This window comes from Blautia sp. SF-50 (assembly GCF_900101315.1).
GTDB lineage: Bacteria > Bacillota > Clostridia > Lachnospirales > Lachnospiraceae > Blautia_A > Blautia_A fusiformis.
The window spans coordinates 25,179-39,964 of the sequence record NZ_FMUW01000026.1 but is presented as its reverse complement, the minus strand read 5'-3'; the positions used below and the strand labels follow the sequence as shown (position 1 = coordinate 39,964).

13 protein-coding genes and 2 pseudogenes are annotated in these 14,786 nt (G+C 40.3%); all 15 read left to right on the top strand.

Annotated features, from left to right (window positions below; translation table 11 throughout):
* Positions 1-236, top strand: a pseudogene (locus BLP57_RS18085) (hypothetical protein); the annotation flags it as partial.
* A gap of 94 nt (positions 237-330) precedes the next feature.
* A pseudogene (locus BLP57_RS13840) lies at positions 331-750 on the top strand (VirB4-like conjugal transfer ATPase, CD1110 family); the annotation flags it as partial.
* Positions 734-1,192 carry a hypothetical protein gene (locus BLP57_RS13835; RefSeq protein WP_055183032.1) on the top strand — a complete coding sequence of 153 codons (459 nt, stop codon included), beginning with the start codon at positions 734-736 and terminating at the stop codon, positions 1,190-1,192. The pseudogene BLP57_RS13840 and the gene BLP57_RS13835, both read left to right, overlap by 17 nt.
* A 51-nt stretch (positions 1,193-1,243) precedes the next feature.
* A complete protein-coding gene (locus BLP57_RS13830) occupies positions 1,244-3,487 on the top strand; it encodes a C40 family peptidase (RefSeq protein WP_092072521.1) in 2,244 nt (747 codons plus the stop codon).
* Between the two features lie 26 nt (positions 3,488-3,513).
* Positions 3,514-3,822, top strand: a complete 309-nt coding sequence (locus BLP57_RS13825; protein WP_055195012.1) for a DUF4315 family protein — start codon at positions 3,514-3,516, stop codon at positions 3,820-3,822.
* Positions 3,797-4,531, top strand: coding sequence for a CD1107 family mobile element protein (locus BLP57_RS13820; RefSeq protein ID WP_005334804.1), 735 nt, complete (start codon positions 3,797-3,799; stop codon positions 4,529-4,531). The genes BLP57_RS13825 and BLP57_RS13820 overlap by 26 nt, the downstream gene beginning before the upstream one ends.
* A gap of 72 nt (positions 4,532-4,603) precedes the next feature.
* Complete coding sequence (locus BLP57_RS13815) at positions 4,604-6,715, top strand: DNA topoisomerase 3 (protein WP_092072518.1); 2,112 nt, start codon at positions 4,604-4,606, stop codon at positions 6,713-6,715.
* Between the two features lie 28 nt (positions 6,716-6,743).
* Entirely contained in the window at positions 6,744-7,793 is a 1,050-nt protein-coding gene (locus BLP57_RS13810) for a DUF5688 family protein (protein ID WP_092072514.1), read from the top strand.
* 82 nt (positions 7,794-7,875) lie between these two features.
* On the top strand, positions 7,876-9,897 hold the full coding sequence (locus BLP57_RS13805; protein WP_092072511.1) for a YodL domain-containing protein: 2,022 nt from the start codon (positions 7,876-7,878) through the stop codon (positions 9,895-9,897).
* Entirely contained in the window at positions 9,894-10,154 is a 261-nt protein-coding gene (locus BLP57_RS13800; protein WP_092072508.1) for a transposon-transfer assisting family protein, read from the top strand. The genes BLP57_RS13805 and BLP57_RS13800 overlap by 4 nt, the downstream gene beginning before the upstream one ends.
* A complete protein-coding gene (locus tag BLP57_RS13795) occupies positions 10,144-11,028 on the top strand; it encodes a DUF4316 domain-containing protein (protein WP_092072505.1) in 885 nt (294 codons plus the stop codon). The genes BLP57_RS13800 and BLP57_RS13795 overlap by 11 nt, the downstream gene beginning before the upstream one ends.
* 3 nt (positions 11,029-11,031) lie before the next feature.
* The gene (locus BLP57_RS13790) at positions 11,032-11,307 is read left to right on the top strand and encodes a hypothetical protein (protein WP_004843816.1); all 276 of its coding nucleotides are present in this window, start codon (positions 11,032-11,034) and stop codon (positions 11,305-11,307) included.
* Between the two features lie 454 nt (positions 11,308-11,761).
* Positions 11,762-12,151, top strand: coding sequence for a helix-turn-helix domain-containing protein (locus BLP57_RS13785; RefSeq protein ID WP_004842237.1), 390 nt, complete (start codon positions 11,762-11,764; stop codon positions 12,149-12,151).
* 201 nt (positions 12,152-12,352) lie between these two features.
* The gene (locus BLP57_RS13780; protein WP_092072502.1) at positions 12,353-14,005 is read left to right on the top strand and encodes a PucR family transcriptional regulator; all 1,653 of its coding nucleotides are present in this window, start codon (positions 12,353-12,355) and stop codon (positions 14,003-14,005) included.
* A gap of 197 nt (positions 14,006-14,202) precedes the next feature.
* Positions 14,203-14,754, top strand: coding sequence for a signal peptidase I (gene lepB, locus BLP57_RS13775; protein WP_092072499.1), 552 nt, complete (start codon positions 14,203-14,205; stop codon positions 14,752-14,754).
* Positions 14,755-14,786: the final 32 nt, after the last annotated feature.

The window sequence follows — 14,786 nt, the reverse complement described above, 5'->3', positions numbered from 1 at the left end:
AATGCATATATCTTAATCCACCAAGCCAAGGTGGTACGGATGAATATGCAAACCTCAGAATCGTACACAAAGATATAAAGAGCCTTATCTATTCTAATGACGTGAAAATCATCAAGTCCCTCATCGATTTATTCGATTGTAGGGCACCTGCCAAGATTGCAAAGCTCAACAAATGGAGAGCTAAAGCAGGATTGGAAGCAATTAACCTTATAACAATTAACCAGACTTTGAAGTAACTGTATTAGCAATAAAGACTTATCCCATGGAACGCCGTGTGCAATGAAAGTTGCTTGCACGGTGTGGCTCGGGGCGAAAGGCGTGAAAGCGTCTGACCTATCGAGATTTCTGCTCAAAGAAGAACAGACAGCAGCTTATTCCGTAGAAATATGGAAGAGATTCAGAAAATGGGGAGGCGTACCGACTGGAATCACACAGAATATCAAAGATCTTCTTGCCAGCAGGGAAATTGAAAATATCTTTGAGAACAGTGATTTTATCCTGATGCTGAACCAGGCGGCAGGTGACAGACAGATCCTTGCAAAACAGTTGAATATTTCCCCATATCAGTTGTCTTATGTGACGAATTCCGGGGAAGGAGAAGGACTTCTTTTCTATGGAACAACAATTATTCCATTTAAGGACAAGTTCGATAAGACCTTGAAGCTGTACAGTTTGATGACTACAAAACCGGAAGAAGTTGAAAAACGAGAGAAAGAAATGGAGGCGGAAAAACATGAAGGAAATCGATAAGATCCGAATCAGGCAGTGGAACCAGGATAATCCTTACATTCAGATGAAAAATCTGGAAAATGCGCAGCCTGGATACCGTGTTCATACAGTTAATGACGATCATCATCTGTATGAGCTTCCGCTGGAAACACAGAATATTATCCTTGACTGGGTATTCTGGAATTTCTATCCGGCACAAAAGATCTACCCACATCTTACCAGTGATGATCTGAAAGAAGTTTTGTATAAACGAACCCAGATCCATCTGTACAATAACCAGTTCAAGGAAGCCATGCTGATCAATGGATTCTGGCCAAGAGATCCGAGTGAGCTGAACTGGGTATTTCATATTCAGGCAAGCTCTCCGGCAATCAGGACACAGGCAGATGGTTATCCTGGTATCCCGATTATAGGACGCCAGGAACTGAATGAGTACAGAAAGAAAAGTTGTGCCAGGAGGTGATGACCTATAGCTGGAAAAGAATTTAAAGGCAAAGATAAAAAGGTCGCAAAGATGACCAGAGATGGTCTGACAGAAGAAAATCTCCATGATGGTAGTGTAAAAGATATCAGTCACAGGAGCCGTGGGCGACCGGAAACTAAAGAAGAATTTGTTCCTGAACGGGAACGGAAAAAGGCTGAGAATGAAGATTCAAAATCGGGAAAAGGTAAACGACTGCAGATGGAAAAAATCCGGAAATCTTCTGTCCGGCAGGAAGCTGTTGAGAATACAGTTGAAGTTACACCGGAAGAAAAAGTATCCGGATATCGAAAGAAACTGCATCGCCATGAAAAAATCCCGGATGATGATAACAATCTGAACAGCCAAAAGAAATCCATTCGGAAGAAACAGCTGCAAAAACAGATGACCAAAGAACAGGCAAAAGCCGGAAGATTATCCTTTGATGATGAAGGAAATCAGATGGTGAAAGGTGCTGGCATGAAACCGGGAGGGACAGCCGGGAAATACATTGCCACACAAGCTGTTATATCTGGTATGAAAGCAGTCTCTTCCGAAGAGGAAGAAACAGATGAAAATGCAGGTGTGGAAAGTGCCAGACTTGCAGAGCGTGAAACAGAAGCTGCGTTACGTGGTCTGCGTCATGCTCAGATTCGAAGCAAACGAACGGATGTGAAAACCCATCGCAGAGGTTATCGTGAGGCTGCCGTAGAAAAGAAACTGAAATTTGGTTCTGCAGAAAGTATGGAAGGAGTCAAGAATGCAGAAACGGTAAAGAAAGCCGAACAAAAGAGACATTTCTATAACCGCTTCTTTCAGAAAAAACGATATAAGGATGCATACCGGGCAGCCAGAGCCGGAAAATCCGCTGGCAGTCTAGGTGGAGCAACAACCATTGCCGGTGTCGAGAACATGACGGTAAAAGCAAAGATTGCCTTGAAAGAGATCATAAAGCGTAATCGTGCCATGTTCGCAGGCATCGGTATTTTTGCGCTTCTTTTTCTTGTCATAGCGGTATCTCTGGGAAGCTGCAGTGCTTCTATCGAGGGTGCTGGATCTGTGATCGGTATTACAACGTATCCAAGTTCAGACGAGGATATTTATGCTGCTGAAAATCAATATGCTGCTTTGGAAAGTGCCTTGAATCAGCAGATCAATGAGATGGAACGAAGACATCCAAATTATGACGAGTATCAGTACAACATTGCTGAGATTGGTCATAATCCATACCATCTTATCTCGTATCTTACTGCAAAATATGGGGACTGGACGTACTCAGATGTTGAAAACGAGCTGCAATCTCTTTTTGAAGCACAATATCATCTGAATACAGAAGGTCGAACAGAAACGGTGACAGAAACTAGAAATGTTCGCGTTGGAGAATCATTGGGACAGGTAGTGACAAGCGGATATTGTAATTGTCGAATCTGTTGTGGTGTATGGTCCGGAGGTCCAACTGCCAGTGGGGCATATCCTACTGCAAACCATACCATTGCTGTAGATGCATCCAATCCATTTGTGCCGATTGGAACTAAGGTAGTAATGAATGGTGTGGAATACACGGTTGAGGATACCGGAGCCTTTGCACGATATGGTGTGCAGTTTGACGTTTACTATGATAACCATGCTGCCGCTTCTGCTCATGGACACCAGACCTGGGAAGCCTATATCGCAGATGACAATGGCAGTCAGGAAGTAACGGTTACCAGTACCAGCACTAAGAAGATTCTATATGTGACACTGACAAATGGAAGCTTTGATGCTGTGGCAAGAGCCAATCTGAATGCAGAGCAGCTGATCATTTACAATGCATTAAATACGACCTATGGAAACAGAAATTATCTGTGGGATGTAAACAATGTGACCAGTGGATCAGGCGGTAATGGAATGAGTTATGAGATTCCACCGGAAGCACTGCAGGATGAAGAATTTGCCCGGATGATCCGAGAAGCAGAAAAATATCTGGGAGTACCTTATGTATGGGGTGGCTACTCTCCATCTGGATTTGACTGCTCAGGTTTCGTATCCTATGTCATTAATCACTGTGGTAATGGCTGGAACTATGGACGATTGACCGCGGAAGGATTAAGAGGTGCATGTACTTATGTATCACCGGGAGAAGCAAAACCAGGAGATTTGATCTTCTTCCAGGGAACGTATAACACATCTGGTGCAAGCCATGTGGGTATCTATGTCGGTAACAATATGATGATCCATTGCGGGGATCCGATCCATTACTCAAATATCAGCACATCCTACTGGCAGCAACATTTCATGTGCTTTGGAAGACTGCCATAAAGGGGTGAACGAAGGGAGGTGAAAGTTTGAATAAAAAGATAAAAAAATATCTGGATGAGATTGCCAAGACAGAGAAAAAGATCGCGGATCTGCAGCAATATCTTAGGGGTGTCCAGGCTGCATTAAAGCAGGAAGAGGACAATGAGATGATCAGGTGCATCCGTGGTATGAAGATGGATAATAATCAGTTATATGATCTTTTGGATGGTATCCAGAGTGGAAAAGTTAAATTTCAGGTAAGCAGGGAGTCTGACGATGAAGGTTCAGGCTCCTTTGTATTCACAGAAGAAAATAAGGAGGAATATCAGAATGGTGAAATGGAAGAAAATGAATAAGAAAATGGCAGGACTGCTGTTGGGAGTCATGATGCTTTTTACAGCATCAACCACAGCATTTGCCTATGTGGATGAATCGGCAGAGGCATCCAAAGTAGAGACAACTCAGACGGAACAGTCAACAGACAAAGAAGAGAAAAAGGACGAGGCGACAAACACAAACGAGGTGCTGCCGGAAGATGGAACAGACAAGGGAACTGCATTTACGACACCTGGCAATGGTGAAGTCAAGGATGACATTACCGATGATTCCACAAAGGAATTTCTTACGGTTACAACGAAGAATAACAACACTTTCTATATCGTGATCGACCGTAGTGCCACATCACAGAATGTCTATATGTTATCCCAGATTGATGAGAATGATCTGTCCGAATTTCTGGATAAAGACAGCACTGCTACTGTCGTAACACCACAGCCAGATAAATCAAAGGTAGTGCTGGATGAAACAAATAATGAGGATGTAGACAAGGAAGCTACCATTGATCCGGAGAAAACAGCATCTGCAAAAACCAATATGGGTGCAATGGCAACAATCCTGATTTTGGCTCTCGGCGGTGTGGCAGCTTACTACTACTTCAAGATCTATAAACCTAAAAAAGAGGAAGATGAGGATGATCAGCCGGAAGGTTTGGAAACAGGTGGACTGGAAGAAGTTCCGGATGAGGAAGAGTCTGAAGACGAAGATTTTGAAGAAAATGAAAAATAAATAAACTTTTTTAGCGGAGGGGGCTGTAAAACATGCTCTCTCCGTTTCGTTATATGAAGGAGGTAATACATCATGTATTTAGTAATTGCAGAAAAACCAAGTGTATCAAGAGCAATCGCAGAAGTGATTGGAGCACAGGAACGAGAAGACGGATATTTACAAGGAACCGACTGTATGGTCAGCTGGTGCTTCGGACATCTGGCCGAATATGTTTCACCGGATGCTTACGATGAGAAATTTAACCAGTGGAGATATGAAGATCTCCCGATCATCCCGAAAGACTGGAAAGTTACAGTCTCAGAAGATAAGAAAGATCAGTTCTATATCTTAAAAAGACTGCTCAACAGTCCGGAAATTGAATACGTCGTAAATGCCTGTGATGCCGGACGTGAAGGAGAATTAATCTTCAAACATGTCTATGACTTATCCGGAAGTAAAAAGCCGGTGAAACGATTATGGATCAGTTCTCTGGAAGATTCCGCAATCCTTGATGGAATGCAGCATCTGAGATCCGCAGAGGAATACCGACATCTGGCCGAAGCTGCTGTATGCCGTTCTCAGGCTGACTGGTTGGTCGGAATGAATGCAACCAGAGCTTACACCACAAAGTACTTCAAAAAGCTGACCGTTGGAAGGGTTCAGACACCGACACTTGCCATGTTGGTGGAACGTGCCGGACAGATCAGCAATTTCCAGAAAGAAAAGTATTTCAATGTAGAACTGGATTGTGACGGAATTCCGGCAGTAAAGCCAAAAATCTTTGATCCGGATGAGGCGGAACAGTTAAGAAGCAGATGCCATGGAAATGAAGCTATTGTCACTTCAGTAAAAGAAACGGAAAAGAAAGTAAAAGCACCAAAGCTTTATGACCTGACCACACTGCAGAGAGAAGCAAACCGTATCTATGGAATGACAGCCAAACAGACACTGGATACCGCTCAGAGCCTGTACGAAAAGAAACTGATCACTTATCCAAGAACAGACAGCCAGTATCTGACAGAAGATATGGAACAGACCGCAAGAAATGTGGTTCGTCAGATTTATGAGAAATATCAGCTGACAGGTCCGTTTGATCAGCCGGAGCAGCCAGATGTGAAGAAAGTCATGAATAACAGCAAAGTGACAGATCACCATGCAATCATCCCAACGATGGAGCTTGCATCCAGCCATCTGGATGAACTGAAATCCTGGGAAGAAAAGATTCTGTTCCTGATTGCAGTCCATACGGTCATGGCAATGAGTAAGGATCACATTTACCAGGAAACAGAGATTGAAGTGGAATGCCAGGGAGAAATCTTCAAAGCAAAAGGAAGAACTGTGTTGCAGGATGGATGGAAACTCTTTGAAAACTGCTTCAAGAATAAGGATCGCATGGCAATCGTAGATCCGGATCAGGAAATGAAAGAGAGGATGCCGAAAGTAACCCAGGGACAGACTTTCTATGCTGTAGCTGCAGAAAAGACAGAACATTTTACATCGCCACCAAAACCATACAGTGAAGATACTCTCCTTGCAGCAATGGAAACTGCTGGAAATAAGGAATTCGATGAAGACACAGAAAAGAAAGGATTAGGAACTCCGGCAACAAGAGCTGGTATCATCGAAAAACTGATCTATTCCCAGTATGCCACCCGAAAAGGGAAACAGATCCTTCCAACAGATGATGGAAAAGTCCTTGTGGAGATCCTGCCAGACTTTCTGAAATCTGCAAGTATGACTGCAGAATGGGAAAATCAGCTGCTCTTGATGGAGCATGGAGAGATTGCACCGGAACAGTTTATGACCGGGATCAAAAACATGCTGACCATGATGCTGAATGGATGCGATGCGATTTCCGAAGAAGAAACAAGAAGATTTCAGACCAGAGAAAGCATTGGAACATGTCCGGTATGTGGAAGCCTGGTATATGAAAGCAAAACCAACTTCTATTGTAGCAACCACGATTGTCACTTTGCTCTCTGGAAAGATAACCGCTATCTGCAGAGCATGGAAAAAACCATGGATAAAAAGATGGCTGCAGAACTTCTGAAAAGTGGATGTGTGCATGTAAAAGACCTGTATTCCAGAAAGAAGAATATGTACTTTGAGGCAGATCTTCATATGGATGCAGATGAAACCGGAAGGGTGAATTTTTCTTTATCCTTTCCCAAAAAGAAACCAAAAAACAAAAGCAAAAAGAAATAAGAAAACAGATTAGAGGAGGAAACGAAGAATGAATTTTAATGAATTTGTAAATGAAGTAAAGGACAATATCAAACTCTTTTTACCAAGGGATTATGAGAATGCAGAAGTATCAACGATGGAGTGTCATAAACTGAACCGTGCCTATACGGGACTGATGGTGAGAAAAGAAGGTGAGATGCTTACCCCGACGATCAATCTTAACCAGCTGTATGAAGCATATAAAGCACAGCCTGGCGTAACAATGGAAACTGTATGCAGAAAGATTGCAGATATAGTTATTGAGGCACCGATACAGGTTGATCTGAAAGCTATTTTAAACTATGAAGATGTGAAGGACAAGCTGTTTATCCGTGTGTCATCAGCCGAAGCAAATAAGGAAGTCCTCGAAATTGTGCCACACCAGCTAAAGGAAGATCTTGCAATTACCTATCATGTGGCAGTAGGCAAGAATCAGGATGGATTAAGTTCCATGCTGATTACAAATGAAATGATGAAGGAATATGGAGTGACACAGGAGCAGATTCATGAAGACGCTATGAAAAGTTCACCGCGTGTCATGGCCCCAGAGGTATCAAGTATAGGTGTACTGATAGATGAAATATATCAGAAAAATATTCTCATGCTGACACCAGATGAACGTGAAATGCTGCTAGAAACATTGCAGGAGTCAAGCGAGATGCCGACATTCTTTGTTGTTACAAATACAGAAAGAATTGATGGAGCCGGTGTGATCTTTTATCCGGAATTCATGGATAACATGGGGGAACTTCTGGGAAATGATTTCTTCATTTTGCCATCATCCATCCATCAAATGCTGATCTTGCCGGATGACGGGCAAGTGGATGCGGAAATGTTAAGAGATATGGTAAAAGAAGTTAATGCCACTCAGGTAGCACCAGCAGAACGCCTTACCAATGATGTATATCACTTTGACACAAAGGATCACGTCTTTGAAAAGGCAGACAGGTTCACAGAACGTCAGAAAGAAAAAGAAGCGCAGGTTGCAAAAACAGAGAAAGTTGGAAAAGAACAGCCGGATCAGAAACCGAAAACAAAGAAGCACGATATGGAACTCTAATAAAAAATAATCATCTCGTCAACTAATAAAAAGCCCTGCGGCATAAACACAATGTCGTAGGGCGTTTTTGGAAAGGAGTATTATGACAGAACAAAATAAAACTACTACTATTCCACTGCCGGTCCAGGGAAAAGATATGGACAGCATTATGCAGTCACTGGAATCCGGTGTGGAAGAACTTTTTACAAGTAACCGCTATCAGGAATTTCTTAAAACCATGGCAAAGTTTCACAATTATTCTTTTAATAATACAATGCTAATCGCCATGCAGCGACCGGATGCTACGCTTGTTACCAGTTACAAAAACTGGCAGTCCATGGGTAGACAGGTCATGAAAGGGGAAAAAGGAATTACAATCATTGCACCGGCACCATATAAGAAAATGAAGGAAAAAGAGGTTCTGGATGAAAATCAGCGACCAATCATGGGAACTGATGGAAAACCTAAGACTGAACAGGTGGAAGTTACAGTTCCGCATTTTAAAGCAGTTACCGTCTTTGATATTGCTCAGACATCCGGGGAACCAATCCAGACACTGGCACCGGAATTACTGACTGCAGCTGTACAGGATTTTGATTCTTTCATGCAGGCTATTCAGAAAATATCCCCAGTGCCGATTCGATTCGATGAGATCGATGGCAATGCCAATGGATATTATCACAATGCAGACAAGGAAATCGTGATCAAAAAAGGGCTCAGTGAAAGTCAGACCTTAAAGACTGCTATTCATGAAACAGCCCATGCTAAACTGCATGACAAGGAAATCATGGAAAGCTTGGGTGTAGAAAAAGACCGTCTGACAAAAGAGGTTGAAGCAGAATCCGTTGCTTACTGTGTGTGTTCTTCCTTTGGTTTGGATACATCGGATTACAGTTTTCCTTATATTGCAGGTTGGAGCAGCAGCCGGGAAATGAAGGAAATGAAAGCATCTATGGATGTGATCCGCAAGACAGCCGGTGAAATGATCGATCAGCTTACAGAAGAACTGGAAATCATTCTTGAAGAAAAACAGAAAACAGAATTACATGAAAAATACGGCATTCTGGTAGATGCACTGGAAGCAGCCGGATACCGCTATGATTATCGGGAAAGCGAACCGGGACATATTGTACTGGCACCGGATGGGACACATGAAATTGCCGGGTATTTGCAGTTTGAATCATGGGGAGATATCAAAGATTGGCTGGAAGATACGATTGCAGAAGGAACGGATATTTCGGAGAGAGTTGATCGGGCTTTGTATCCATTTAAGTTTGATTATACCCTAGAGGAAGAAATGTTCAGAGGTAATGGTGACCGCTATGCGATTTACCATGTGGATGAAGGCACACCGGGAAAACAACATTTATTTATGAATATGGCAATGGTCAAAGAAGATGGCATTACAATCGATGCAGCAAATTATAAATGTGTCTATTCTGGCAGATTACATGAAAATGAAAAGCTGGATGATTTGTATGCCGTATTCAACGATAATCCACCGGCAGATTATAAAGCACATTCTATGTCGGTCAATGATGTTATCATTACAAACCGTGGTGGGGATATGCAGGCATATTACGTGGATCGATTTGGATTTGCAGAACTTCCAGACTTTGCAGCACAAAGAGAAAAAATACTCGATATTGTCCCGGAAATAGAAAATGTGGATTATGAAAATGATCTTACATGTATCAGCTTTTATGCGGCTGAATGTGCTGAATTTCCTGTAATGGGTGAAGTACATTATGACCTGACATTACCAGAAGCCTTGGAAGCTTATGAGAAAATCCCATCAGAACGTATGCATGGACTGAAATGTGTTGGCTTTGATCTGAAAGACGGAAGTGATTATGAAGGAATGCAGAGTCTGATGATTGAAGGAAAAATACAGAAAGAATTTTTGAATTCGATTCCTGGATTTAGAGAAAATTCTTATGTGCAAAATGCAATCAGTCGTGTGGAAAAGTACTTGGAAGAAAGACATCCAAATGTGGAAAATCCACTGAAATTCAATAAGAAAGTGAATAACGAAAAAAATATAAGCGAAGAAAAAAACGAGAAGGAGCTGAATATACAGATGAAACCAATACCGAAAAAGAAAAGGGGGGAAATGAGCCTATGAGAAATGTAAACTTGGAAGAAAACGAACTGACTATTACTGCTATCTTCCAGCAGCACACAAAGGAAGAAACAATCCAAACACTGAAAGAAGCTTTGGAAGTTTTGGAACAGGAAGAAAGTGATCCTGAGAATGATGAAATGATTGAGATCATCAATTCTACAGTTGGAAAATTACAGCAGATCGAAGACAAATACTACTATTCTCTGGACCTGAATTATTATCTGAATAACTTGGAGGACGATGCCTATGAATCTTAATCAATTTGCAGTCTACCGAGTAGATCAGCAGACAGCAGGAAAAGCACTGTGGCATCTGCCATATCAAGAAGCAAGACAGCAGAATGTGTCGATTACTGTCGAAAATTACCGAGTAATCTCGATTCATGAAATGCAGGAAGAAGAAAAAGTCGCTGACATCTGGAAACGAATGAAAAAGCAATGCGAAGTCAGTGACGTACTTGTACTGAACAGGGATGGAGAAATCAACTGCTACTATGTAGATGAGAACTATCCACAGTATCTGGCCGGATTCATTCGTATCAATACATCGGGCGCACTGATCACTATGGAGACTGAGAATTATCAAATTGACGGAAAAAAAGGGAACTGGATTGCAACAGACACCATCATCATCGACGGGAAACAGTTTTATCTGATGGAGCATCAAGTATACCGGGATCAGGCTCAAGGTGTTATCCTGGATGCCTATGGGAAAATGGTTGTCGAGGAATGTAAGAAATTCGACGAAAAAACAAAACAAAAGATCCATAATTACATTCAACAGCAGGCACCGCTAAATTCAGTCGAACAGTTAAAACAAGATGGTCAAATCCGTCTGGAACATTACCAGAAGTTCTACCAGAACGGCACTTATGAACGGAGCAGAGAATCCGGTACCGAAGCTAATTATGATATGGTGGATGGTTTGGTGAATAATCAGAAGAGGAATCAGGAAAAGACCTTTGATGCTCGCAGCAACAAACAGACTTCCCGAAATGAACAGGATAATAAACCTAAGAAACGAAGATCTGTGATCAAGCGACTCCATCAGAAACAGATTGCTATTGCTCGCCGGTCCGGAAAGCCGATACCCCAATACCTGGATCAGGAAATGGAAAGAAAGCGGGGGTAGAATATGCGAAGGTTAAAGTGTGAAAAAGAAACGATTATTCTGACCAATGAAGATGACGGATTCTATGATGTGTATACCTTCAATCAGAGTTTGCAGAAACGGTTACGGACTTTTGCTGAGAAGTATCCGGATGATTGCTGGTTGAAAGGATCTGCGGAGGATGGAAGTGAAACGTATATGATCAGAAAAGGACGGTTGTCTTTAAAACTGGTACCACCATATAGCACTTCAAGAAAAATGCAGGCAAAGGATATCAGCAAGATGAAAGAACTATCATAGGATGCGATTTAAGAGAAAAATGTCATGTGTAGACATGGAAAAATGAAAGCAAAATACGTTAGTTGATAAAGTGTATAGGCTCAAAAGGGAAAGTGTCCTTTTGGGCCTTATTTTGTGTTATTCCTCAAAAATGGGAATTATAAAGATTTAATTTTTTATTATGGATGTATATTGCAAAAGCTTATTTTGCTATACTGACAATATCAACAGAAGCCGGAGAGAGGAGCTGATCGTGGTGTAAGATAAAATTCCCATCCTGATAGGTAACTGCATAGATAAAGTTATCTATCAGGATTTTTTGAGTTATAATATCATTTTTTAACAACATGTATTTGACAGATTTCCTCGTAGAAAGTATCATAAATATATGCAACAACTGAATATCGTGGACTGTCCAGCTATATTTTTTTTACTTGAATAGTCTTGTGCACAAGAGTATATAATCAATAAATAAATGTCTAATAAATCTTCTGGTCAACAGGTACAATATTGGTATCATAGACTAGAAGAGAGGTGTATATACTTGTGTGTGGAAGAGTATATTCCGTTAAGAATTGCGGAACTATGCCGGAAGCGAGGATATACAAAATATAGGTTAGCTCAGCTTACAGGAATAACGCAGACGGCTCTGGGAAATATGCTGAATCAGAAGAGTATGCCGACGATGGCTAATCTGGAAAAAATATGTGATGCATTTGAAATTACAATCGCACAATTTTTTTCAGATGATGAAAGCAGATTGGATCTGACAAAAGAGCAAAAAGAAATACTTGAGATTTGGGATGGCTTGGATGAGAAGGAAAGAGAAATTTTTATGACTTTTATCCGCAGCCTGAAGAAGTAATGGACAGTTCGACAAAGATGCGAGCTGTCTTTTTTATTTGAATCTATATAAAATATGCATTTTATACGCATGAAGAAATTGACAGAAAATTTCGGGGGGGGGTATAATTACACTGTATACTTATGCCACTTTTGAAAACACAACATCAGATGCTGGTACAACCAAAGTAGACAACAAAAGACGAATTTGACGAGGTGCTGAATGGCTTATACGGTAAAACAATTATTAGAATCGAAACAATTTCCTGATATGAGATTAGTGACATGTAAAGAAAATCTGAATCAGGAAATTAAAGGTATACGAATTATCGAAATAGAAGATATGGAAAGATATCTGACTGGAGGAGAGCTTCTTCTTACAAATATGAAAGTGTATTTCGGAGAAACGGACAGAGAGTTTCGGAAACATTTGAATGAACTGGAGAAGAAACAGGTCAGTGGATTTATTATAAAGCAGCATCCGGACATGGTACAGAAAGTCAATTATTATGATATTTTATTAAAGTTTTGTTCGGAACGTAATATTCCAGTGATAGAAATTTCGGAAGATGAGTATTATTGGGGTATTATAAAATATGTTATTCTGCAGATCTATGATGAAAATATCGCACGGTTGATTTATTTCAAATTGACACACGACAATATTTCTAACATGTTATTGGATGGAGAGGATTTTGAAGATCCAACTAAAAATATTTTGTTTCTATTGTCTTCCATGATTGATAATCCGGTAGCGTTATATTATAGTAACTTAACTTGCTGTGCGTCCACAACGCAGGATCTGTCTGATTTTGTATTTGAGAAAAATGTTGAGAAATATAAACCGGATATTGTTACCAGATTTGAATACAAAAAACAGAGAAAAGAGCATACGCAATATATTACAAAAATACATGTGTTAGGCCGAACAGAAATTTATTTGGTAGTCACGGAAGTGAATATGCCATTAACAATACTGGACTATATGGCATTGGAAAATGCTGTTATTACTTTACAGTATAGTTTTATGGAAACATATGCTAAAAATGAGATAGAAAAAAAATATCAACGAGATATTGAATATAGCTTGCTTAATGGTTTATTAACGGGCGATGAATTGAGTAAAGCTGCAAGAATGCTAAAATTGAAAGATACAGCTCAATATTGTGTGGTAAGTTTTCATACGATTTCAAGCAATAGCGAAGATTATTATACAAAAGAAGAATTAGAAGAAATCGGAGTGATAGAAGGCGAGATTCAGAGATTACTTCCGGATGAACATATTTACCAGAATCTGAATCAGATTGTGTGTATTCATGAAATTAAGCATGGGGAAACACAAGCAGGGTTCCGGGAAGAAATGGAAAAATTATATCAGACAGTACAGAAGCAGATTTTTCACAGAAATAAGACAACGGATTTTCAGATTGGCATTGGAAGTATTGTTAATGGATATGGAGATTTGAAAAAATCTTTTAAGGATTCAAAGAAAATCATAGACTATATGGATATGCTCAGATATCTCTATGGTGATAAGAATATATCGGTAGCCGATTTTTCTAAGCTCGGTTTTTTCCAGATTTTTGAAAAAATCGAAAATCGTGATGAACTGATGGAATATGTGCCAGAGTCACTTGTGAAATTATATTGGTATGATAAAGAACATGATGGAGAACTGATTGAAACGTTGCAGGCGTATCTGGACTGTGATAAGAGTGCGAATAAAGCAGCTGAAAAACTCTATGTAAATTATCGTACTCTTTCAGGGCGATTGAAAAAAATAAAAGATATTTCCGGCATTGATTTCAAGAATTCTGCTGAGATGCTGGCTGTTAGAAATGGAATCGTTTTATTCAAAATGGCAGAAACACTGTAATTCAAAGAGAAACTATATCTCTATGGTATGGTTTCTTTTTTTTTTGCGAAAACCGATAACTACAAATTTTTTGTAGCAAAACGTGAAAATATATTCCTATTCTCTGTATTATTTTTGCAAAAAACAAGTGCTATACTTTAACCAGTACATAAAAGGATACCTTGATTATCTAAGTTGATATGAAGCAGGAATGAAACATGAAAAAGAAACAGGTTGAGAAAGAACAGAATAATGAGAAACAGCTTCCCAGACAGGAAACGACACTGGGAGAAGATATCTTTCAGCTGTTATTGAAGATTGTTCTTATCATTTTGGCAGTCATCCTTGTTTTTACATTTATGTACGGGATGGCGAGAATCAATGACGTATCTATGAAACCAGCAATAAAAGATGGTGATCTGGTCATGTATTATCGACTGGACAAGCGTTTTGTGTCCGGTGATATTGCAGTATTTAAGAAAGATGGCAGAACAACCACAGGCAGGGTCGTAGCAGTCGCAGGTGATACCGTAGATATAACAAAAGACGGTTTGATGATTAACGGTGCTACGCAGATTTCACAGGATATTTATTTTGACACCACACAGTTTCAAAATGGAGTTGACTTCCCAATCACCGTTGGAGAAGGTCAGATATTTGTACTGGGTGATAACAGACCGGAGGCGTCAGACAGCAGAATCTATGGCTGTATCAATGTAAAAGATGTCAAAGGAAAAGCGATTGCGGTTATTCGGACCAGAGGACTCTAATCCCCTCCTCCGTTAATCAAATAGAAACAAAC

What these genes read in the sequence shown, in the direction of transcription:
- BLP57_RS13835 (WP_055183032.1), top strand. Translation starts at nt 734, where the DNA reads ATGAAGGAAATCGATAAGATCCGAATCAGGCAGTGGAACCAGGATAAT.
- BLP57_RS13830 (WP_092072521.1), top strand. Translation starts at nt 1,244, where the DNA reads ATGACCAGAGATGGTCTGACAGAAGAAAATCTCCATGATGGTAGTGTA.
- BLP57_RS13820 (WP_005334804.1), top strand. Translation starts at nt 3,797, where the DNA reads ATGGTGAAATGGAAGAAAATGAATAAGAAAATGGCAGGACTGCTGTTG.
- BLP57_RS13815 (WP_092072518.1), top strand. Translation starts at nt 4,604, where the DNA reads ATGTATTTAGTAATTGCAGAAAAACCAAGTGTATCAAGAGCAATCGCA.
- BLP57_RS13810 (WP_092072514.1), top strand. Translation starts at nt 6,744, where the DNA reads ATGAATTTTAATGAATTTGTAAATGAAGTAAAGGACAATATCAAACTC.
- BLP57_RS13805 (WP_092072511.1), top strand. Translation starts at nt 7,876, where the DNA reads ATGACAGAACAAAATAAAACTACTACTATTCCACTGCCGGTCCAGGGA.
- BLP57_RS13800 (WP_092072508.1), top strand. Translation starts at nt 9,894, where the DNA reads ATGAGAAATGTAAACTTGGAAGAAAACGAACTGACTATTACTGCTATC.
- BLP57_RS13795 (WP_092072505.1), top strand. Translation starts at nt 10,144, where the DNA reads ATGAATCTTAATCAATTTGCAGTCTACCGAGTAGATCAGCAGACAGCA.
- BLP57_RS13790 (WP_004843816.1), top strand. Translation starts at nt 11,032, where the DNA reads ATGCGAAGGTTAAAGTGTGAAAAAGAAACGATTATTCTGACCAATGAA.
- BLP57_RS13785 (WP_004842237.1), top strand. Translation starts at nt 11,762, where the DNA reads ATGTCTAATAAATCTTCTGGTCAACAGGTACAATATTGGTATCATAGA.
- BLP57_RS13780 (WP_092072502.1), top strand. Translation starts at nt 12,353, where the DNA reads ATGGCTTATACGGTAAAACAATTATTAGAATCGAAACAATTTCCTGAT.
- lepB (WP_092072499.1), top strand. Translation starts at nt 14,203, where the DNA reads ATGAAAAAGAAACAGGTTGAGAAAGAACAGAATAATGAGAAACAGCTT.